The sequence below is a fragment of the Aquimarina sp. Aq107 genome (assembly GCF_943733665.1).
Lineage (GTDB): Bacteria > Bacteroidota > Bacteroidia > Flavobacteriales > Flavobacteriaceae > Aquimarina.
This window is the reverse complement of sequence record NZ_OX030782.1, coordinates 2,606,242-2,627,889: the sequence shown is the minus strand read 5'-3', so window position 1 is coordinate 2,627,889 and position 21,648 is coordinate 2,606,242. Positions and strand designations below refer to the sequence as shown.

Genomic DNA, 21,648 nt, shown 5'->3' with positions numbered 1-21,648 from the left:
CACCTCTTAGGAATAATTTATAATCTGTAGAAATGTGGTTTAGATATTTGATTAACCCATTTGAGTTGTAAGTTGTCGATAAAATATAATTCATAATCTACTTACTTCGCTTTATTTAATATTATTCGTTTATTCTCCAGATCATCCCTTATTTCATCCATTAAAGCATCCGTATGGGCTCTTTTTATTTCATTGCTAGCATCCATATTATCAATGACATCAAGCCTTGTCTTAATCATATTGTCATAATCACCGAAGTGCTTTCCTCGGTGGACTGCTCTTGTTGGATCAATATCAGTTGTTGTTGGTAATTGAATAATATTTCTACTCTGATGTGGATCATAACCAATGCTATTCAAAAGTGGATGATTCATTGATTGAGGAATAATGTGATGTCTTTGATGACCTGGTACTACAGGCATTTCTTTATAATCCCCCGCTAACCCGAATACATCAATCCATACATTGTTATCCTTAGTATAGGCATAAATATTAGGATTATTACCTGCTAATCTAATAGGATCTTGAGATATATATAGTCCTTCTTGAGGTGAATAATATCTAAATCTATTATAATAAAGTTCAGTTTCTACATCTTCATATTGTCCTTGATATCTAAACGGGCAATCATTCAAGGAACCTGTAACAAGTTTACGAACTTTTCCGTACATATCATATTCTGCTTGCCAGGTTTTTTCTCCGTTACTGTTGTACATTTCCACAGGAGTACCTAGGTAATCTGTAATGATAGAATATGTGTCTTCATAAGTTATTTTTGCTGAAGGTATAGAAGTTCCTTGGTTGAAGATCCATGTAATTACATCTTTTACAGGTTCTTTTGTGTCTTTTGAAATATTTCCTAACCCATCTACTACTGTTCTGGGTCTATCTTTTAGATTGTATTTCCATTCGTGTAATGGTACATTTCCGTCCCAAACAAAGCGGGTAATAACACTATTTTGCCCTTCGGCTTCGCTCGGGACTCTATGAATTATCTTACTAGTACGACGACCTAGTGCGTCATATTCAAATTCTATTTTTGTTTTATCAGGTTTGGTTACACTTTGTAGCATTCCTCCAGCTTCCCAAGTGTATTTCCAAGTGCCTTTTGGTGTATCTTTTTCTATTAAACTCCCTTCTTTATCATAATGATAATGTGTAGATCCTGACCGAAGGAGTTTTCCACTTTTACCATATTCGCGGTTTTTTTTATCCTTTGTTCGGTATAAGTTTCCTACTTCATCAGGTAGTTTATAATCATAACTACCATCTTCGTACTGCGCGGAAGCTAAACTATTAAAAACATCATAAGTAAATCGCGTAGTTTTATGGGTGAGATTATTAGTAATTTGCTTCAGTTTAGAATTTACATCCCATGCATATGTCCGATTACGTTGTTCCCTATTTTTACTCCTTACAATATGTTGTTTAGGGTTTCCATATCTATCATAATTCCAACTACTCGTTATACCACCTGGTAGTATCCTTTCGGTTTCCATACCTAAACTATTGTATAAGAAATTAGCTTCCCAAGGTTTGACTTGATCAGTTTTTGCAAGGACTTTGTTTACTTCTCCCATGATGGAGTGTTCAAAATTGATATCAGCCCCAAGATTACTTTTAATAGCTGTACGTATTCCCAGCTCTCCATATTCACTAGTTACGGTATATCCATCTTGATTTTCAGATAAGATTCTACCAGCTTGATCGCGTGTAAATTTTACGTGGCTATTTTGATTTACAGCTTCTGTTAGTAAACCATCCTTATTATAGCTATATGTAGCCCAAGTACCATCTTTATAATCTATACGAGATATGCGACCTCCTTTATCATACTTGTATATACTATGATTATTATCAGGTCGTTCTACTTTTATCACCTTACCTGCTTTATCTCGAATAAATTTTCGAGTCAAATTATCAAAGCCTTTTTCTTCTATAATGTTACCTTTAGCATCTCTTGTAAAACTATAAGATTCATTTTGTTCATTAATAATTCCTATTAGTTCTTCTTCATTGTTGTATCTAAAAAGCACCCTTCTTCCATCTTGCTCTCTTGATTTTAGATTCCCCATTAAAGTATATTGGTAATTAATAATCTGCTTATTATCAATCGCTTTTATTATTCTTCCATAACTATCATATTCAAGTTTTACAGTAGTATTATCTGGTAATCTTATTTTGGAAATATTACCAAGGACATCATAAGAAAACTCCTGTTGTTGTTTGACAGGGTTTACAGTTTTAATACATTGTCCCCAACAATCATATTCCCAAGTAGAAATACTTCCGTCAGGGAATTGAGTTTTAATCAAGTTATATTCATTATCATAAAATAAAAGGGTTTCTTTATCTCTATTGTCATAAATTTTTGAGATCAATCCTTCTTTATTATATTCGAAGGTAGTCATCATCCCATCAGGCTCAATAATACAATCCAATTGATCATTTTTATAAGATCTAACCACTACACCGCCTTCAGGTTTTGTAAGTAATTGTAGCTTATTTTTTTTATCAAAAGTATACTCCACAGTACTACCATCAGATAATTTCTTTTCTGATAAATTACCTCTTTCATCGTACTTGTAATTTATTTCGTTACCCTCTTCATCGATTAGTTTGACTACATCATTGTTTTTGTTCAACATTCTTATAATTACTCCTCCTAACGGATCTACAATCTTAGTAGCTAAATTTCCTCCCTGATGATAAAAAAGAGATGTATGCCCTAACGAATTGATAACTCTATTATACTCTTTACCATATTCAATAGTATACTCTAGTAAACCATTATCACCCCATGCTCTTGTGCAACGTGCTCCAGGTTTCATTTTTTCATATTCCCAATTAAAAGTTTTTCCTAATCGATGTGTTTTAGAGACCATTAGGTGGTTTTTATAAATTATAGTAACAGATTTTTCTTGGGGATCTGTTATTTTTATCATATCGCCCATTTTATTATAATTATAGCGTACTAATGTTCGGTTATTCTCCTTATGATGGGCGGTTATTTTTGTAATAAAACCTTTTTCATTAGAATGAATTTTGATCACTCTACCTGCTGTGTCAATAATTTTATCAAGATGATCATTGTAGTATTGAAATTCTATAGCAATACCTTTTACATTAGATAGTTGTGTAAGTCTATAAATATTGGATCTATTTTCAAATGTGTAATTAAGCTGAGCTGTATGATCGAACAACTCGTAATTTTGATTATTAGTTAATGTAAGTGTTAGTTTTTCCTTAGCATTATAAGAACTATTGTTTTCTTTGGTTAGTATAGGAAAAAAAGCGGGTCTTCCATCCGACAACGTAAGTAAGATGAGTTTTTCTTTTACTTGTATATGAATGTCGTATTTATGATGACAACCATGACCTAGGGGGCCTATATACTTAGAATCAGAGTACCAGTAACGCTCCCATCGAATAGGTATGATTCCTGGAATTTCGAAATCTATATCATCATAAATTACAACACCTGTGACAACATCTACTGGATCAGATCTTTTTTGTAATTGTACTAAAGCAGAAGCAGCCTCTTTTGTTTTTCCTTCTGCTTTTTCTTGGTTCCTTAATTTCTCTAATCTTTGATTTAAAAGAGTTGCTTCTAATTTATCCTTTTCTTTTTGCGCCTTTTTATGAGCTTCACGTGCTCTGTTCTCTTCCGCATCTATTTCTTCTTGTGTTTTTTTTCTTGCTTTTTTATTAAGTACCAGCCCTAATGGAGCTGCTGCAATTTTTTTTAATTCTTTTAGACCGTTTTTATAATTTTTTGCTTGGTTGACTTTATTGTATAGTGCCATCATTTCTGGACCTCCAGGTATATTTTCGATAGCTTTGCTTTTAAAAAGATTGGTTAAATAACCTTTTGGGTTTGCTCCGATATTAAAAGCTTTCATGGCTTTTCCCATGGCACCTGTCCCTTTTTTTGCTGCAGCTCCTACTGCGCCTCCACCAACAAAACCTCCGACGCCTTGACCAATTAATTTTCCCTGTTCTTCTTCGCTTAGATTTTTGAACTCTTCGATAGATATTCCAATTTCTTCAAATTTATCTGTCATAAATAATCTAAGTTCATCATAGTTTCCAGGTAGACCTTCTATGTATTGCGAAATTTGTTGGTCTTGCAAAAGATTCGCCATTTCTTGATTAAACCGCTCTTCTTCCGATAAAGAACTTAAATACAATTCTGTTCTATTTCGGCCATATAAAAAAGCGGTTTCTGCCCCAGTATAAAGTCCAACTACTGCTCCTTTGATCCCTTTTCCTACCCCCACAACATAGTTCCCAAAAACTTTTAATGACCTTCCATTAACTAAATTGCGACCTATATCTCCAAGAATATTTAATGCTTCTTGTCCTACACTATCTTGAAAAGAATTATCATTTTTATTATTTCTCCATGGACCTCGAGCTCTAGTCCTTGTTCTATTATTTTTTACACCTTCTTCTTGATTATATTTCTTAGGATCTACTAATAGGTTGATTTTTTTACCTCTTCTAGTAGTTGTGTATGTTTTTTTTGAATCTTCAGAGTTTTCTTTATCTTCGGTTTGATCACTAGAATCATGATTGGTTTGTGTAGCAGATTCAGGAGATGAGGAATCGTCATTTGATGGGGAAGAAGAAGAGTTACTTGTGCTACCTTCATTGGATTCTTTTGGCACCTTAGGATCTTCTGCGTCGGATGTATTTCCTTTTTCTTCTAATTTTATAGTGATTGCTCCCCCAAGAGAACAAAGTAGTTTGCTATCATGTAAAATATATTTTTTGCCGGAGGAGCTCTCATTCTCAGCTATGTTTATCCATTTTATGGTTTTAGCAACACAAGGAGCACCACTATTACAACTACAGGTTCCAAAAGGTTTGAAATTGGTGCCAAATTCTTTGTCTTTTTCTGTAGCCCAATTTTCTCCTTTTATCTTTGTGTTAGTGGTACTAGTTACTGTAAGGTTAGATGTCGCGCTCCCCTTGTCACACTCTAATTCTACTCCGTTTTTTATATAATACCTGGCCATCGATTAATTGTTTTTTGGTAACAACGTAGCTTCCGTAAGTTGTTCGAAATTTTCTAATTCAGATACTTTTACGTTCTTAATACTCTGTATAGATTGCATAATACCATCTAGTCCTATGCTATAGTTTCTTATCGTAGTGAAATCAAGTTGAATATCACTTACATTGTAAGCTTTCTTGTATGCTTTTATTAACGATTCATCATCAAATTCCTTTGATTCAATGGATTCAATATCATAGAAATAAGCTTTCTTAGTTTTGGAATCTGTTTTTTCCAAAACGGAACAATTTATTATGGGTACAATAGTTTCTTTGAACAAATTCGTATATCTCTTTGTAGATAAAATAGGTTTATTACAAATAAGTTCTTTTTGACATACAGCAGGAAATAGGATCTGATATAACTCTTGATCTATTATATAATTTAAAAAGTGTTTTCTATCGCTAAGTGCGTCATCAATTGCTTTCATCTTACTTTTAATTGAGTACATTTCTTTATTTCTTTTAAAAAAAACTTTCTTACTCTCGTCCCAACATTCACAGATTTCTCCATAATTGTATACCTTTACTATTTGATTTTGGTTGTCTAATTGAAGTATTACTTTTTTTAATACTACGGTTTGTACATCCTTATAATAAGTACTTGTTGTTTCGTCAGAATTGTCCAAAAACAACTCAACACTATAGATTGAACCTTTTTCATTTTTCTCAATCCATCTTTTTTCCAAAATAAATGAGAGTTTTTCGTGTTCAGACTGTTCCAGTTTCTTATACAATAGTTGAAGAGAAACCTTGTATCTCTGTATGCCAAAAGAAAACGGTATGATTAAAGGTGTTTTTTCTTTTACTAACATTCGATTTTTGTGATTTAATTAACTTCTACTTTTCCTCCCTTTATTTTGATGTCCATACCAAAAATTTTAGCAGCAGCACCTGCTACAATACCAATTCCAGTCGCCGCTAAGGATAATGCCACTCCAGCCTGGATATTAGCCATTACAGATGCAGTAATCGACACACGTTTACCACTAATTGAAGTTGTTTTCCCTTTTAAAGAAGCTTTGGAGCCTCCACTAGCACTAAAATTACTACCACCATCCAAGCTCATATTACTAGCTGCATTAGCACTAAAATTACTTCCAGCACTAGCGGCAACATTGCTACCTGCATTAACAGTAACATTATTACTAGCTTCAATAGCAATATCAGTAGAGGAGAAGGTGATTTTATTAGGTGCATTGATAGTAATTTCTCCATTACCACCCATCACAATAGTATTGCCACTAGGGTCTGCTATGGTAACACTGCCATCTGCATCATTAAGCGTTACTTGATTACCACTTCTTGTTTTGATGGCTTTTAGATGATTATTACCACTTTTAAAACTTTCTGGAACAGAAGAAGCATTGGTCACACTACCTTTTACAATAGGTAATTCTGCATTGTCGCCTTCGTGATCTACGATTACTTCATCTCCTTTTTCAGGAACAAAATACATTCCTTGTCCTGGTCCACCAGCTAGACTAGCTTGTCTAATCCAAGGAGAAGTTTCTCCTGTTTCTTTTTGCCAAGCATATTGTATTTTTACACGACCCATTCCTTCTGGATCCACGTTGTCCACTACAACAGCTGTCTGTGATTTACTTTTTGGGTATGCTTTAATAGAAGTTTTTGGATATACATCGGTTTCTGCAGTGATAGCTTCAAAACTATTCTCATATCTGCCATTTTCTCCACAATTATGTGTTATTTTGGTAATTCTATAGCCTCCATATGAAGAGGTTTCTCCATCTATTAATATTTTGCTACCAAGAGAGATACTTGGATTACTACTTTTTCCGGAGACTTTTATTTGATTTACTTCATTAGCTTGTTTTTGATGTAATATTTGATCATCTATACGTGATTTCATCTGTGGATCATCATGAGCACTCACAAAAATCTGCGTTTCTTTTTGAAATAGTTTATTGCTTTTTTGATTAATTGTAGAAATAAAACCTTTAGAACTAGAATTCAATTCTGCGGTTTTTACTTCGTGAAAATTATCTGTTAGGTAATCATTGGTGAAATATTTAAAGTTGTTAGGTATAGCTTCTAATTTCATAGACAACTCTAATAGATCATAACCATATCGAAGTTTTATAGGTTCTTTGTTTTCAGGTTTTCCAAAAACTAACTTAGATCCATCATAATAAAACCATTCTCCATACTGTGCGGCTAGTCTGCTCGCATATTGGAAAGCACTTTCTTCTTTTTGAACACTATAATGTATTGGAGTAATTTTTTTTGGAGAAATGTTATACTGTAGAATTCCTTTATCATATCCAGTAAACGTTTTTTCTAAAATTTCTGAAATTCCTATGTCCTGATGAGATGCATAATGAGGACCATCATCCGTAATTATACTAGAACTTTTACCTATTATATGGATGAGATCACCCGTTTTCTGATAGAATCCTTTTACAGTATTAATGGATGTGACAATACCTTTAAATTCTAATATTTCATTTTCGGAAAAGCCATTAACGGATTGTATTTTTAATAGAAAAATAGCGCCCAAAAAATTAATGCTCTCTCCAGAGATATGATCTGTAACTTCTTCTAATACATCTTTTCTACAGATTAATTCAAAACTATGATGTGCATCTATTTCTTGAGAAAGAGAGAGTTTTTTAAATGCGGGAATGGGATCACCATCTATAAATATTTGTACTTGTGTGTCAGTTGCCATAATTATATTGATATCGGAATTATCCAGTTTACTAGTTTAATTTAAGATTATTAGCGAGGAATAATTTCGAAATGAGGATGAATGGTTACTAAAGCAGGATGTTTGTAGTAAATTTTGTGGTTTTAAAGAAATACTCGAGAATTATTCATTTTGTGATTAAGGAATAATTGGTTTTTAAAGAATATACTGAAGACTTAGTTTTAAAATATATAGTGAGATAACAATGTTCCTTTAAGATTTACTGTTGGTCAACAAAATCTCTTCAAATGTCCACAGCTTAATTTAATTGGGAGAGAATAAAATTAAGTTTACCTCAGGTTTAATAATTTATTTAAAATTAAAAGCAATGAAAACTCAAAACAATTTTTTGAAAAACTTAAGTAAAGTAGTATTAGTATTATCTGTTTTATTCATTTCATCTTGTGGTAGTGATGATGATGGAACACCTGCGGAGGAATTTGTTACTTTACCAGCAAGTCTTGTTACTACATTTGACGGAGAACTTACTTATACTCCAGCAAATGGCATGGGAATAGTAGCCGGAGTAGATGGAACAGCAACCATTTCTGGTTCGGGAAGTACATATACTATTAGTTTCAGTGATGGAGTTCCTTCAATTACAGGATTAAGATTTATTGGTAGTGGAAATGGTACGTATGCAACGGTAGGTACTGATGGTTCAGCTGCAGGAATAGATATAGAAAACGAAGAGTTAACTATTGGAGCACAAGTAGGTGGTAATTCTTGGGCATTTGTCCCGAATTAATTGATATTCAAAAATTTTTAGGGAAAGGATGGTTTTGGGGAAAACCATCCTTTCCATTTTTTGTATTTCTTATTGATGCTATATGTCTAATTCATAATTTACCTGGAAATGAAAAATATACTCACATATAAAATTATTATCTCAACTTTAGTTTTACTTATTAGTGTTGGCTGTGGAAGTAAAAAATCATTGAAGACAGAAGTCATAAAACCTCCAATTGTTACGTTGGATTCATCTGTTAAGAAAATAGGAATCCTTAATAGAAGCATACCTTCTAATGATAATGTAGGATTAGATCAATTAGATAAAATATTATCTATTGAAGGAGCAAAACTCGATGAGGATGGAGCTAAGCAAGCCATTATTTCTTTAAAAACAGCATTACTTCAAAATCCTAGGTTTACCGAAGTAACGATCTTACCGATGTCATTAAAAGAAAATCCTGGAGGAGGTATTTTTCCATCACCCATAAGTTGGGACCAAATTGATAAACTTTGTAAAACGAATAATGTAGATGCGATTTTTACTTTAGCCATATATGATACTGATGCTAAAGCTTCATACACTGTCGAAAACAAGAAGATTGAAGGACCATTAGGACTAGAACTTCCTGGTGTAGAACACCAAGTAAATATAGAAACTAAGATAAAAACGGGATGGCGTATATACGATCGTATTCGAAAAAAAATCAGTGATCAACTATCAGTTAATGAGAAAACGAAATCTATAGGAAAAGGAATAAATCCAATAAAAGCAATTGAGGCTGCTACGAATAGAAAACAATCAGTCCTACAAATTAGTCAGAAAATTGGTAGTGATTATGCGTTGAGATTATTACCCTATAGGGATAATGTATATAGAGATTATTATGTGAAAGCGACGCCGAATTTTGAAATTGCAAAACGAAAAGTAGAAACAGGGCAATGGGATGGAGCAGCTGAATTATGGGAAAAAGAAACTAGTAATTCAGATCCAGAAATTGCCGGACAGGCTTGTTTTAATATGGCTTTCTATAATGAAATAAAAGGAGATTATACCAAGGCTATTGAATGGGCTACAAAGGCCTATACAGATTACGAAAATAAAAACGCATTAAAATATATTAGTGACCTGAAAGAGAGGATCGAGAATAATAAAATTGTAGGGGATTACTAACCCTACTGGTATAATTAAACTATAATTATATATGGATTCTATTTTTTACCAAAAATAGAATCCATAATAGTTTTTAACCCTCTAAATGCCATGAATATAGCGAATGCAGCGCCAACTAATCCTAAAATTAATATGGGATAGTAATAAGAATGATCTTGGTTTTTAAAAGCAGAGTGAATAATCACTGGACTAATAAACATAAAAATCAACGCAATTGCCATACGCTGTATACCTTTACCTAATAATTCTTTATCTGTTCTTTTAGGCTCCATAATTATCAATTGCGTTTCTAACAGTTCCATGTTTCTTTAATAATTCTGCAGCTAATGTTCTTTCTATTTTTAGCTCATCCATGATCATTCGTGTTCCACGATCTACTAGTTTATTATTACTAAGTTGCATGTCTACCATTTTATTACCTTTTACTTTTCCTAGTTGTATCATAGTAGCTGTAGATATCATGTTTAATACTAATTTTTGAGCAGTTCCTGCTTTCATCCTAGAACTTCCAGTTACAAATTCTGGACCAACTGTTACTACAATCGGATATTGAGCTGTTATGGCTAAAGGACTTCCTGCATTACAAGTAATACAACCAGTAATAATATTTGAGGCATTACATTGTTCTAAAGCTCCTATTACATAAGGTGTAGTTCCTGATGCGGCAATACCAATAACAACATCTTTTTCTGAGATTTTATGTGTTTCTAGATCCTTCCATCCTTGCTCTGTATCATCTTCTGCAAATTCCACGGCCTTTCTGATAGCCGGATCTCCACCCGCAATTAATCCAATAACTAAATCATATGAGACTCCGAAAGTAGGAGGGCACTCACTAGCATCCACAATACCTAAACGGCCACTAGTTCCAGCTCCCATATAAAAGAGTCTTCCTCCATTTTTTAGTTTTTCAACAATTTTAGAAACTAAACTTTCAATTTGTGGAATAGCATTTTCTACGGCATTTGGTACTGTTTTATCTTCTTTGTTGATATTTGATAACAAATCAGAAACACTCATCTTTTCCAGATGGTTATAGTTGGAAGCCTGTTCGGTTGTTTTGGTAAAACTCATGCTTCAAAAATACTGATTTTCCTGATCACTCTTCAATTGTAAATTGAAAACGATTTGCTTCGGATAGATTAAAATATCCTAACGCAAAATTATCTGGATTCGTGGTGTTTATAATATTTCCTCGTATTTGCGCAGGAGGTGTTTGGAACGGATTTCCTCCGTCTTGTTCACTTTGTTCGATTAGTATATTAGAATAGTTGTAGTATCGTTCGTCTATTCCAAGAATTTTTATAGTTACTTCTTCTCCACCGATCATATCCTCATAGAAATAGGAAAAATTAAAAGATTCACCTTGATAGAAACGATCTTCGCTCGGAAGATATAAATTAAAATCAAAATCGAATAGATAGAAATCTTCTCTATTTCCCTCATCAGTAAAGAAAACAATAACTTCAGTTTCATCACCGTCGAATAAAGTTCCATCTCCTTGCTCTACATTATCAATAGCAACTGTCGGTATTAATTGTGTAGTAGCTTTATAGGTTTCTCCTTCATAGATCACCGTAAGTTCGTAATCTATATCAAATTCTGGTATTAAATTTGAATCTTCTGGAATAAAGAATCCTGGTTCATTGAATGATTCTACAAAATTAACGATAGAATTGTCTGATAGATTGGTAATAAATACCGTTGCGTTACTTACTGTAGGAACACCATCATTAAAGAAAGGAGCTGATAATGTAAGTCGTACTCCACCTAAGGCATCAACGGGAGTTTCATCTAAATAAATTTCAAAAGATGCGTCTATAACTAATTTTGGTTCTCCATTAGGAACATCAACATCAATAACATCTTCACAACTTGTGATTATAGAAAGTCCGATTATAATATATAATAACTTTTTCATTGTGTTAAAATTTAAAATTATAGGTGATAGCTGGTACGATTCCGAATATGGAGGTTCTTACTGCTTCATTTACGCGAGTTTCTGTATTTTGACTAAAGGCGATAGATGCAGCATTTCTGCGATTATATAGGTTATAAATACTAAATACCCATTCACCTTGCCATTTACGAGTTTTATTTTTTCGTGGTGTTAAGGTAGCAGAAATATCCATTCGATGATAAGATGGAAGTCGTTGATCATTTCTTAATCCATCATAAATTGGTACTACCAACCCTTGAAACTCAAACTGTCCAGATGGGTAATTAGTAGGTTGTCCTGTTTGGAATAAAAAATTAGCATTAAACTTCCATTTTTTGTTTAACTCATAACTACCATTAAAAGAAATATCATGTGTTTTATCAAAAGGTGTGTTATACCATTGGCTATTATTAATACCTGTTTCGACAGGAGTTCTTCCAACTGTCCGCTGTTCTGATTTAGACAATGTGTAGGCTAACCATCCTTTGAACTTGCCTTCATTTTTTCTTAATAAAAGTTCTAAACCGTAAGCTCTAGCCTCACCATTAAGTATTTCTTGTTCAATAGCGTCATTGGCGATGAGTTCTGCACCATCAATATAATCAATTCTGTTTTTGATGTCTTTATAGAATACTTCTGTTTCTATAGAGTATGCATCATTTTTAATACTTTTAAAGAAACCTAAGGCATATTGATTGAGTAATTGCGGTTTTACATATTTCCCACTAGGAGTCCATACATCTAGTGGAGTAGGGGAACTAGTATTAGATAATAAGTGTAGATACTGAGCCATTCTGTTATAACTAGCTTTTATCGAAGTATTATCATTAAATATATATGCTAAGGCTAATCGAGGTTCTAAATTAGTAAAGTTTTTAATTTGATCACTTCTACTAATTCTTTCTGTGCCTATAGGATTTGCAGCTTCATAAATTTGTAATTCTTCATTGAACAACAGAGGGTTGTCATCCTCATAAATATTTAATTCATCTTGACCCAATCTAGTGAAGTTACTAAGACGAATACCGTATTGTAATGATAATTTATTAGAGATCTTATGTTCTGCATCAATATATACGCCTAATTCATTAGCGTATTTATCAATTAATTTATCTCTGATAATTCCAGAGTCATCTCTATTAGGCTTGATCTCACCAGGATTGAATCGATAGTATATATTATTGATTCCATAATTAAGTTGAAAATTATCGCTTAAATAATGTTTTAAATCATACTTTAAATTAAAATTTCTGATCCCAGAATCCCATTCAAAGCCAACAAAGTCAAGTTCTAATCCATAAAAATAATCTGAATAAATTAAGGATAAATTAGAAAATAGTTTATCCGAGAATAAGTGATTCCATCTTAGGTTTAAAACTGTATTTCCATATGTGTTTCTAAAACTTTCACTTATAGCAAAGACATCCCTACCAAAGTATCCCGAGAGAAATAGATTATTATTTTCGTTTATTTTATAGTTTAATTTAGTGTTGAGGTCATAGAAGTATGCAACGTTATCGTTACCATCATCTACTAATGGTAAGAAAAGATGTGCATACGATGCTCTTCCTCCAACTAAGAAAGCTCCTTTATTTTTTACTATTGGGCCTTCTGCTAATAATCTACTGGAAACAAGTCCAAGCCCACCATTAATATGATATTCCTTACTATTTCCTTCTTTTTGATAAATATCTAAAACAGAAGAAACTCGTCCTCCATATTTTGCAGGAATTCCTCCTTTATAGAGTTTAATATCTTTAATTGCATCTGGATTAAACACGGAGAAAAATCCAAATAAATGTGATGAATTAAAAATAGTAGCCTCATCTAATAAGATCAAGTTTTGATCTGCAGCACCACCACGAACATTAAAACCAGAAGCACCTTCACCACCACTAGTTACTCCTGGAAGGAGTACAATCGATTTAATTACATCTGCTTCACCTAGTACAACTGGGATTTGTTTGATCGTTCCTGCGGTTAGTTTATTAAGACTCATCTGAGGATTCTTAATATTTACTTTTTCAATATTTTCTGTTATTACTATTTCATCCAACATTTCGGAAGCTTCCGCTAGCTGAAAGTTCAGTTTTTTATCTTCATTTAGTATAATTTCTTGTACAATATCTTTAAAGCCTAGGTAGCTGATTTGTAGTTTATAGGTTCCTTCTGGCAAAGTGATAGAGTAAAATCCATATTCATTGGTTACCACGCCTTTTCCCATTTCTGGAAAAAGTACATTAACACCAATTAGTGTTTCATTACTAGATTGTTCTGAAATAGTACCGTTAATTGTGAATTTTTCTTGAGCTATCAAGGTACTATTGGCTAGTAAACATAGTAGTACTAGCCATATATTAAGAGTGAGATATTTTTTCAAAAGAAAGTTTTTTCAGTAGCATTTATAGAGTAGACGCTCTAATCTAAAATATGTTACGTATTTAGAGTATATAAATATATTGTAATATGTCGCTTCTAGTTAAGATTTCCAGCAAAAACTAATGGGAAACCATTCTTCGGTGTATAAAGTATTACTATTTGTGGATTTAATACTTGATTTGCGTTTAAGATATACTTGGTTGTTTTCTGAAAATACATAGTTAGTATCTATTTTTTTGGTTCTTAGAATAACTTTACTTTTCATTTGGGGTCTTGGTAACATTTCTTTCTTATATAAAATCATTGTATCAATTTTTGTGCCTAATTATGTTTAGAATTTTTTTATACCTAAAAAAACATGGATAAAGAATATATTTATGGCATTTATATGTTCTTTCAAGCTTATATGATTTGCTTTAAATGAAGGTCTCGCAATTAAATGATGTTTAATTTTTTAGAGCCTATACCCTAATCCTATTTTTAGAAGATTTACATTTCTATTAAATGCAATATCTGGTACATTATCTTCTTCAGAAAGTCTCAAGAAATCATATTGAATTTGAGCAAAAAACTTTTTAGTGATATTATACCCAATTCCAACATTGAGATTAAATCCATTTAAAGTTTCAGTCTCATTTAATTCTCCAGTATTTGTTGTGATAGATGAATCTAATACGATAACTGTGTATCCTATTCCAACTGAAGGACGAAGTTTCTTAATTGATTCTATAGTTAACTCTCCAAATATTCTTGGTTGTAATATGTATGCTGTAGTTTCAGAAGTATCGAACTTATTATTTGTTAATACATTACCATTTATAGAAACACCTATCTTAACAGGGTTTAATTCAATAAACCGGTAATCTGCGCCAGCATCAATAATTCCAACATAATTATCGCCAAGAAAGTTGTCGCCAAATGGGATAGGGTAGTTGAGTTCAAAACTGATTTTTGAATCTTGAGAAAATAATTGAAAACAGGGAATTAAGATTACTAATAATAATGCATTTTTTTTCATAATGATCAATTTATATTAATGATTACTTAGATTAAAGGCAGTACGGTGACTAATCAACAGGAATTACCTATTGATTTAATGTCTCGTTTGGAGTTAGATTTTTTCGTGATTTTGTTTTAGTTAATCAATAGGAGCTGGTTGCTTATATCTATTTCTGTTTAGATTAAATATTCCAATTTTAGAGCCAATATGTATAGAGAAACCATTAATATTATCTAAAATATTTGGTATTGGATCAATAGGTGTTGAAAACCGATACTTTATTCCTGCTTCGAATTGTATAAATTTAGAAAGATTATATAATACATTAACACCTGGTTCTACAATTAATGTTATATCTGTACTCTTAAATAGTGGACCTGAACCTTCTACATACCCCATACCTATTAGAAAAGGAAACGAAAAATTAAATTTTGAAGTACTAAGTAGTATGTTTTCTGAGTGTAGACCTCCATAGATAACTAATAAATCAAAATTTCCTCCAAAAGAACGATCGACAGATCTTAAATCGGAGAACAAAGCTTTTGCTGTTATTCCTAGTTCCATTTTTTTATTAGCAACATATGCTAATTTAATTCCAGCAGAGGTAGTTTGATTTTTTTTGATTTGACCATATCCTACGTCAACACCAAGATAGATGCCGTGTATGATGTTTTTTCGATCATTGAATTCGATATAATCTTTGTTATCAGTTTCCTGACTCCTTGTTTGATTTGTTGTTAGTATGATTAAAGCTACTAAAAACATTCTTATGTATTTCATAAACAATGGTTTTATAGATTGTATTTTAAATTATGTCAAACTCATTCTTTTGATGTGTTTCTATCTAAAAAACTTATAGACATTATGTAGTTCTATTCTTTAGGAGCTTTTTTCTTATATCTGTTTCTTCCGAGATTAAAGACTCCAACTTTTACTCCTATTCCTGCAGAGAATCCATTGATTCGATCAATACCATTAGGATGGATATTAAATTTACTCGAGAATCTATATTTTACACCAGCTTCTAGTTGTAAAAATCTAGATACATTAAATAGTAGATTTATTCCTGGTTCAGCAACGAAAACAGCATCCCAGTCATAATCATCTTCATTAAATTCATCATCGTCACTGAATTGACCATCTATATAACCAACACCCCCAAATCCAACTAGTAACGGAAATGATAAGTTTATTCTTGATTTACTGAAGAATATAGGTTCTAAGTGCATTCCTGCATATCCTCCAATGAGATCTTCATCGTTAGAAATTGAAATTCCTGGTAGATTTTGTTGAGAATAAAACCCCTTCATACCAAAACCTACTTCAAACTTTCTATTGGCTACATATGCTAATTTTAGTCCAATTAATCCAGTGTCTTCTCCGTCAATTTCTCCATAACTAGCACTAAAACCAAGATAGACTCCATGGACGATATTTTTACGGTCATTAAATTCTAGATAATCACCGTTGCTATCTTCTTGCGAATAAGCAAAAGATATATTTATCAATAAGAAAATAATAAGTAATAATTTGATTGATTTTTTCATGAGTATTGGTTTGTTTTTTTTTGGATTGATAAATGATTTTGATTATTCTTTTAATATGATTACTCCTTTTCTGCCGGTTATTTGAAAAGTTCCCTTGTTTGTTTGTAGACCATATGTTGCATGGATTTCTCGTAGTCTTTTTTTACTGTCAATTACTTCGTTTTTTATATTCTTGAACGTTTTAGGAATTCGCAACAAACCTTGCTCTAAAGAAGCATTAAAATCAAAATTAAGTTCTGAAATATTGATGTTAACTTCTGAAGATTTTTGATCTATAATTATATCTGCATTTGATTTTACGATATGTTCTACTCTAAAGTCTGCTACATCCATTGTTAGATTAATATTATCAAGCAACTTTTCAATTATAATATTAGTAAATTCCAGTTCTCCTTTGATTTTATTAATTGCATCTACTGAAACTTTGTCTTTACTGGAGTATATCTCTAGATCATCTACTTTTTTTATAGTGATTGTTGATCCACTACTTATCACTCTAAGGTTTTTAGAAGTCTCGTGATCAAATTCACTGTTTTTTAGATCAATTTTACCATAGGTAATGGATTTTGTATGTAGTTTGCCGAATTTCATTTTAATATTAGCATTTACAACATCATTATTAATCCACATATCTCCGTGTTGTAAATCAGCTTTTAACTTTCCATTCCAATCACTGATAATAATATCTCCAAATTTATTAGTTAATTGGATCTCCGAATTTATTGGAAGGTTAATTTGATAATCAATTTGTACATTTCCTTTGTCAAAATCAAAAGGATTAACACGATTAAATATTTTAGAAAAAAAACTGTCGCTTTTTTCCTCAATATTTGAAAATACGGTTAAGAAATCATCAGATGTGTTTATGAAGGGTTGTATTCTATCTAAAAGCTCCTGCGCATCTTCTTTGTCTTTTTTAGTAACGGTAATATCAATAGTAATTTTGATTTTATTTTGGCTCCATCCGTTGATTATAATATTTCCATACTTATTTTCTAATTGTAATTCTCCGGCGTTTGAAAAATCATAGGTTTTTTCTATTGATTTAGATAACTTTTCCTGACCATTTGTATAATGTCCGGCAAAAAGTATTAAGACTAATATGGTTAGTTTTTTATAAAATATATCCTTCATTTTCATCGGATTTTTTCGAATCTTTAATTTGTTCTAGAAGATTCTCTATTAATTCAATTCTTTTTTTGTAATTCTGAACTATGGCTTCAAGGATATACTCGTTATTCAGATTCGCTTTCATTTCTTCTTTTAGCAATAAATACTCCTTGTCTAATTCATCCATGAAAGAGAGAAAATCTTCTTTATCATTTTCTGTTAGTTTCGAATTCTTTTTTACCAACTCTACCTGAAGTGAAACAAGCCCTTTATAATAGGTGTCAATATCCTGTAGTTCTTGATTAACTGCTTGATTTTGTGGTGTTAGATTATTTGTAGAACTTGTATATAGATTCATTAAAGAAAACACTCCAAGAACTATAAGAATGCTCGCTGCTATTTTTAGAAAAGGAGAATTCCAATGTTTTAAGGTTTTTATCTTTTTAGTTTTAGAAGTAGTATCCAGTTCTAATTCGATTCGTTCCCAAAGTTTAGTTTTATCCGTTTTATGTTCATCAAACAGAAGTTTGTTTTCTCTTATGTGTTTTTCAAAATCATCCATTTTATGCTTGCGTATTTATGATTTGAATTAGTTTTTTCTTTGCTCTATGATATTGTGATTTAGAAGTAGAGCTAGAAATCTCTAAAATCTCCGAAATCTCAATATGGTCATATCCCTCTATTAAGTACAGATTAATAATCTGTCTGTATCCATAGGGCAATCTTGTAATACCTTTTTTTATTTTTTCTATATCCCTAGTATTAACAGATTCTTTAATTTCTTCTGTAATATGATATTCATGCTTATCTAGTGTAGTAATTGGTATTTTTTTAAATTTTAAATGGTTGATACTTTTATTGATTACGATTCTTTTTAACCAAGAACCAAAGGTGCTTTCATATCTAAAAGATGTTAAGTTTTTAAAAGCATCAACAAAACTATCTTGGATAATATCTTCTGCATCTTCTCTTATACTTACTATTCTCATACTTACATTGTACATGGCATCTACATATAACTCATATAGCTTATACTGCGAATTTCGATCACCAGATTTGCTTTTTTCTATCAAATCTTTGTGTGTATAAAGAATATTAGTTTTCAATTAATTAGAGTTGATTGTAAGTTTCTTTAAAGTTACTTTTCTTTTCTAGTTATTACTATTGACAAGACAAAAAGTAAAGGGTTGCATCTTTTTGATTTTTTTATTTTAAATAATTAAAAAAGCCTGTAAAACATTTGTTTTACAGGCTTTTAGATTATAAGGTTGATTTATATATTATCCTATGATTTTGTTTAAAGTATTACTAGGTCTCATTGCATTAGCAACTTTAGTAACATCTGGCCAATAGTAACCACCCATATCGACAGCGCTTCCTTGGGCATCATTTAATTCTTTAATGATTATTGATTCATTTTCTCCTAATTCTTTGGCGATAGAAGTAAATTCTTCTTTTAAATCATTATCTTTTGTTTGTTCAGCAAGCGCTTGCGCCCAATATAAAGCAAGATAAAAGTGACTGCCACGATTGTCAAGTTCGTTTACTTTTCTTGATGGAGATTTTTTATTCTCCAAAAACTCTTCTGTTGCTTTATCTAATGCCTCAGCAATAACAAGTGATTTTGGATTGTTATTAACTTCTCCTAAGTGTTCTAAAGAAACAGCTAATGCTAAAAATTCACCTAAAGAATCCCAACGTAAGTGTCCTTCTTTGTTGAATTGCTGCACGTGTTTAGGAGCAGATCCACCAGCACCAGTTTCGAATAAACCTCCACCATTCATTAACGGAACGATAGAAAGCATTTTTGCACTAGTTCCAAGTTCTAAAATAGGGAAGAGGTCTGTGTTATAATCACGTAGTACATTTCCTGTAACTGAAATAGTGTCTTTACCTTCTTTTATTCTTTCTAAAGAGAACTTTGTAGCTTCTACTGGAGACATAATTCTAATGTCTAATCCTTCTGTATTGTGTTCTGGTAAATAAGCATTTACTTTTTCGATCAAGCTAGCATCGTGAGCTCTTGCTTTATCCAACCAAAATATTGCAGGGGTATTTGTTGCTCTTGCTCGACTTACTGCTAATTTAACCCAGTCTTTTACAGGAGCATCTTTAGTTTGACACATTCTCCAAATATCTCCTTGTTCTACTGGGTGTTCTATTAAAATAGTACCTGTTGCATCTACAACGCGAACAGTACCATTTCCTTTTATTTCGAATGTTTTATCATGAGATCCATATTCTTCGGCTTTTTTAGCCATTAAACCAACATTAGGAACAGTTCCCATAGTTGTAGGATCGAAAGCTCCGTGTTTTTTACAGAAATCTATAGTTTCTTGATATATTCCTGCATAACTACTATCAGGTATAACAGCTTTAGTATCTTGAGTATTACCTTTTGCATCCCACATTTGTCCAGAGTTACGGATCATAGCGGGCATAGAAGCATCGATAATAACATCACTTGGTACGTGAAGATTGGTAATACCTTGGTCAGAGTTGACCATCGCTAATTGTGGACCGTTTTCATAACAAGCTTTAATATCTGCTTCTATTTCGGCTCTCTTACCAGCATCTGATATTTTCTTTAGTTTATTAACAAGATCTCCAAAACCATTATTAACTTCAACACCTATTTCTTCTAGAATTTCATTATGCTTTTCGAATACATCTTTAAAGAATACTTCAACCGCATGACCAAAAATAATAGGATCTGACACCTTCATCATAGTCGCTTTCATATGTAATGAAAACAAGACATTTTTCTCCTTGGCATCAGCAATCTGTTCTTCTAGAAAAGAAATCAGTGCTTTTTTACTCATTACTGTAGCATCTATAATTTCTCCAGCAAGTAATGTTGTTTGTTCTTTTAATACTGTAGTGTTACCATTATTATCAACGAATTCAATCTTAACATCTCCGGCATTAGAAATTGTAACTGATTTTTCATTAGAACGAAAATCACCACTAGCCATAGTTGCTACGTGTGTTTTAGAATCGCCACTCCATTCACCCATAGAATGTGGGTTTTTTCTAGCATATTGTTTTACTGGTTTAGGGGCTCTACGATCAGAGTTCCCTTCTCTTAATACAGGGTTTACAGCACTTCCTTTGATTTTATCATACTTAGCTTTTGTCTCCTTTTCAGTATCATTTTCTGGTTCTTCAGGATAATTCGGAATATCAAAACCTTGTAATTGTAACTCTGCTATAGCAGCCTTTAATTGAGGAACTGATGCACTAATGTTAGGAAGCTTAATGATATTTGCTTCTGATTTTAAAGCTAATCCACCAAGTTCAGCTAGGGCATTTGCTTGTTTTTGCTTATCCGAAAGGTTCTCAGGAAAAATAGCTAAAATTCTTGCTGCAAGAGATATATCTTTAGTTTCAACTTCAATATTAGCGGCTTTGGTGAACTTTTTTACGATAGGTAAAAAAGAATAGGTAGCTAACGCAGGTGCTTCATCAGTTTTTGTGTAAACAATTTTTGAGGATTCAATTCCCATATTTTTTGATTTTGAATAAGATATTTATCAGACTTTTTGGTAAAATACCTTATGTATTATACTATCTATTAAGGAAACAATTAGTCGTTTAATTTTTCTTGGACAAATAATATTAACCTTTCTAAAAATATTCGAGGAACACTACGTGTATAAAAATATTATTCGCTGTAAGATTTTCCGAGCGCGAAGATACAAATATAGGGTAGCAAATGCAACCAGTACATTGTTAGTTTTGAGTTAAAGAGATTGAATTAGAAATCTTTGAAAAAGAAAGGGGGTAAAAAATGGTTGTCGTAAAAAAAGTAGTTTAATTTGAGAATAATTTTAAATATAAAAAGCCATATCATAATACGAATATCTTGATATGGCTTTCGTTCAGAAATAATAATTTAGTTAGCTGTTTTACCCGCTATTAAATAATAACTTACGTTAATTTATACCAAAACTGTTATTTCTGTTTTTGAGTAGTTTTAATTTTACGAAGGAAAATTCGATC

The 21,648-nt window shown here is 31.9% G+C and carries 17 protein-coding genes; 2 read left to right on the top strand and 15 right to left on the bottom strand.

Annotated elements, in window-relative coordinates; genetic code table 11:
• Nucleotides 1–101: 101 nt before the first annotated feature.
• From NMK29_RS11120 to NMK29_RS11110, 3 genes are read right to left on the bottom strand one after another with little or no spacing between them, the layout of a single operon-like run.
• The gene (locus tag NMK29_RS11120; RefSeq protein ID WP_108805296.1) at nucleotides 102–5,021 is read right to left on the bottom strand and encodes a DUF6531 domain-containing protein; all 4,920 of its coding nucleotides are present in this window, start codon (nucleotides 5,019–5,021) and stop codon (nucleotides 102–104) included.
• A gap of 3 nt (nucleotides 5,022–5,024) precedes the next feature.
• A complete protein-coding gene (locus NMK29_RS11115; RefSeq protein ID WP_108805297.1) occupies nucleotides 5,025–5,873 on the bottom strand; it encodes a hypothetical protein in 849 nt (282 codons plus the stop codon).
• A 14-nt stretch (nucleotides 5,874–5,887) separates the two neighbouring features.
• Nucleotides 5,888–7,750: a type VI secretion system Vgr family protein gene (locus tag NMK29_RS11110; RefSeq protein ID WP_108805298.1), complete on the bottom strand. Its 1,863-nt coding sequence runs from the start codon at nucleotides 7,748–7,750 to the stop codon at nucleotides 5,888–5,890.
• A gap of 346 nt (nucleotides 7,751–8,096) precedes the next feature.
• On the opposite strand from NMK29_RS11110, the gene NMK29_RS11105 reads away from it, so the two are divergent.
• The gene (locus NMK29_RS11105; RefSeq protein WP_159092349.1) at nucleotides 8,097–8,516 is read left to right on the top strand and encodes a hypothetical protein; all 420 of its coding nucleotides are present in this window, start codon (nucleotides 8,097–8,099) and stop codon (nucleotides 8,514–8,516) included.
• Between the two features lie 108 nt (nucleotides 8,517–8,624).
• Nucleotides 8,625–9,671 carry a DUF6340 family protein gene (locus NMK29_RS11100; protein ID WP_108805300.1) on the top strand — a complete coding sequence of 349 codons (1,047 nt, stop codon included), beginning with the start codon at nucleotides 8,625–8,627 and terminating at the stop codon, nucleotides 9,669–9,671.
• Between the two features lie 38 nt (nucleotides 9,672–9,709).
• On the opposite strand, the gene NMK29_RS11095 is transcribed toward NMK29_RS11100, so the two are convergent.
• The 12 genes from NMK29_RS11095 to NMK29_RS11040 form a co-directional block, all read right to left on the bottom strand.
• Nucleotides 9,710–9,943: a DUF6095 family protein gene (locus NMK29_RS11095; protein WP_027393550.1), complete on the bottom strand. Its 234-nt coding sequence runs from the start codon at nucleotides 9,941–9,943 to the stop codon at nucleotides 9,710–9,712.
• Nucleotides 9,933–10,745 carry an N-acetylmuramic acid 6-phosphate etherase gene (murQ, locus tag NMK29_RS11090; protein ID WP_108805301.1) on the bottom strand — a complete coding sequence of 271 codons (813 nt, stop codon included), beginning with the start codon at nucleotides 10,743–10,745 and terminating at the stop codon, nucleotides 9,933–9,935. The genes NMK29_RS11095 and murQ overlap by 11 nt, the downstream gene beginning before the upstream one ends.
• A gap of 25 nt (nucleotides 10,746–10,770) precedes the next feature.
• Entirely contained in the window at nucleotides 10,771–11,592 is an 822-nt protein-coding gene (locus NMK29_RS11085) for a DUF4249 family protein (RefSeq protein ID WP_108805302.1), read from the bottom strand.
• Between the two features lie 4 nt (nucleotides 11,593–11,596).
• Nucleotides 11,597–13,990, bottom strand: coding sequence for a TonB-dependent receptor (locus NMK29_RS11080; RefSeq protein WP_108805303.1), 2,394 nt, complete (start codon nucleotides 13,988–13,990; stop codon nucleotides 11,597–11,599).
• Between the two features lie 99 nt (nucleotides 13,991–14,089).
• Nucleotides 14,090–14,293 (bottom strand): hypothetical protein, encoded by a 204-nt coding sequence (locus NMK29_RS11075; protein ID WP_159092350.1) that lies wholly within the window; start codon nucleotides 14,291–14,293, stop codon nucleotides 14,090–14,092.
• 150 nt (nucleotides 14,294–14,443) lie between these two features.
• Nucleotides 14,444–15,007 (bottom strand): outer membrane beta-barrel protein, encoded by a 564-nt coding sequence (locus tag NMK29_RS11070; protein ID WP_108805304.1) that lies wholly within the window; start codon nucleotides 15,005–15,007, stop codon nucleotides 14,444–14,446.
• 120 nt (nucleotides 15,008–15,127) lie between these two features.
• Nucleotides 15,128–15,769, bottom strand: coding sequence for a hypothetical protein (locus NMK29_RS11065; protein ID WP_159092351.1), 642 nt, complete (start codon nucleotides 15,767–15,769; stop codon nucleotides 15,128–15,130).
• Nucleotides 15,770–15,861: 92 nt separating this feature from the next.
• Nucleotides 15,862–16,536, bottom strand: coding sequence for a hypothetical protein (locus NMK29_RS11060; protein WP_108805306.1), 675 nt, complete (start codon nucleotides 16,534–16,536; stop codon nucleotides 15,862–15,864).
• Nucleotides 16,537–16,578: 42 nt separating this feature from the next.
• Nucleotides 16,579–17,670, bottom strand: a complete 1,092-nt coding sequence (locus NMK29_RS11055; protein ID WP_159092352.1) for a hypothetical protein — start codon at nucleotides 17,668–17,670, stop codon at nucleotides 16,579–16,581.
• Entirely contained in the window at nucleotides 17,651–18,208 is a 558-nt protein-coding gene (locus NMK29_RS11050) for a hypothetical protein (RefSeq protein WP_108805308.1), read from the bottom strand. Before NMK29_RS11050 ends, NMK29_RS11055 begins: the two co-directional genes overlap by 20 nt.
• Nucleotide 18,209: 1 nt before the next feature.
• Nucleotides 18,210–18,752 carry an RNA polymerase sigma factor gene (locus NMK29_RS11045; protein WP_234424337.1) on the bottom strand — a complete coding sequence of 181 codons (543 nt, stop codon included), beginning with the start codon at nucleotides 18,750–18,752 and terminating at the stop codon, nucleotides 18,210–18,212.
• Between the two features lie 174 nt (nucleotides 18,753–18,926).
• Nucleotides 18,927–21,152 carry an NADP-dependent isocitrate dehydrogenase gene (locus NMK29_RS11040; protein WP_108805309.1) on the bottom strand — a complete coding sequence of 742 codons (2,226 nt, stop codon included), beginning with the start codon at nucleotides 21,150–21,152 and terminating at the stop codon, nucleotides 18,927–18,929.
• Nucleotides 21,153–21,648: the final 496 nt, after the last annotated feature.

What these genes read in the sequence shown, in the direction of transcription:
- NMK29_RS11120 (WP_108805296.1), bottom strand. Translation starts at nt 5,021, where the DNA reads ATGGCCAGGTATTATATAAAAAACGGAGTAGAATTAGAGTGTGACAAG.
- NMK29_RS11115 (WP_108805297.1), bottom strand. Translation starts at nt 5,873, where the DNA reads ATGTTAGTAAAAGAAAAAACACCTTTAATCATACCGTTTTCTTTTGGC.
- NMK29_RS11110 (WP_108805298.1), bottom strand. Translation starts at nt 7,750, where the DNA reads ATGGCAACTGACACACAAGTACAAATATTTATAGATGGTGATCCCATT.
- NMK29_RS11105 (WP_159092349.1), top strand. Translation starts at nt 8,097, where the DNA reads ATGAAAACTCAAAACAATTTTTTGAAAAACTTAAGTAAAGTAGTATTA.
- NMK29_RS11100 (WP_108805300.1), top strand. Translation starts at nt 8,625, where the DNA reads ATGAAAAATATACTCACATATAAAATTATTATCTCAACTTTAGTTTTA.
- NMK29_RS11095 (WP_027393550.1), bottom strand. Translation starts at nt 9,943, where the DNA reads ATGGAGCCTAAAAGAACAGATAAAGAATTATTAGGTAAAGGTATACAG.
- murQ (WP_108805301.1), bottom strand. Translation starts at nt 10,745, where the DNA reads ATGAGTTTTACCAAAACAACCGAACAGGCTTCCAACTATAACCATCTG.
- NMK29_RS11085 (WP_108805302.1), bottom strand. Translation starts at nt 11,592, where the DNA reads ATGAAAAAGTTATTATATATTATAATCGGACTTTCTATAATCACAAGT.
- NMK29_RS11075 (WP_159092350.1), bottom strand. Translation starts at nt 14,293, where the DNA reads ATGATTTTATATAAGAAAGAAATGTTACCAAGACCCCAAATGAAAAGT.
- NMK29_RS11070 (WP_108805304.1), bottom strand. Translation starts at nt 15,007, where the DNA reads ATGAAAAAAAATGCATTATTATTAGTAATCTTAATTCCCTGTTTTCAA.
- NMK29_RS11065 (WP_159092351.1), bottom strand. Translation starts at nt 15,769, where the DNA reads ATGAAATACATAAGAATGTTTTTAGTAGCTTTAATCATACTAACAACA.
- NMK29_RS11060 (WP_108805306.1), bottom strand. Translation starts at nt 16,536, where the DNA reads ATGAAAAAATCAATCAAATTATTACTTATTATTTTCTTATTGATAAAT.
- NMK29_RS11055 (WP_159092352.1), bottom strand. Translation starts at nt 17,670, where the DNA reads ATGAAGGATATATTTTATAAAAAACTAACCATATTAGTCTTAATACTT.
- NMK29_RS11050 (WP_108805308.1), bottom strand. Translation starts at nt 18,208, where the DNA reads ATGGATGATTTTGAAAAACACATAAGAGAAAACAAACTTCTGTTTGAT.
- NMK29_RS11040 (WP_108805309.1), bottom strand. Translation starts at nt 21,152, where the DNA reads ATGGGAATTGAATCCTCAAAAATTGTTTACACAAAAACTGATGAAGCA.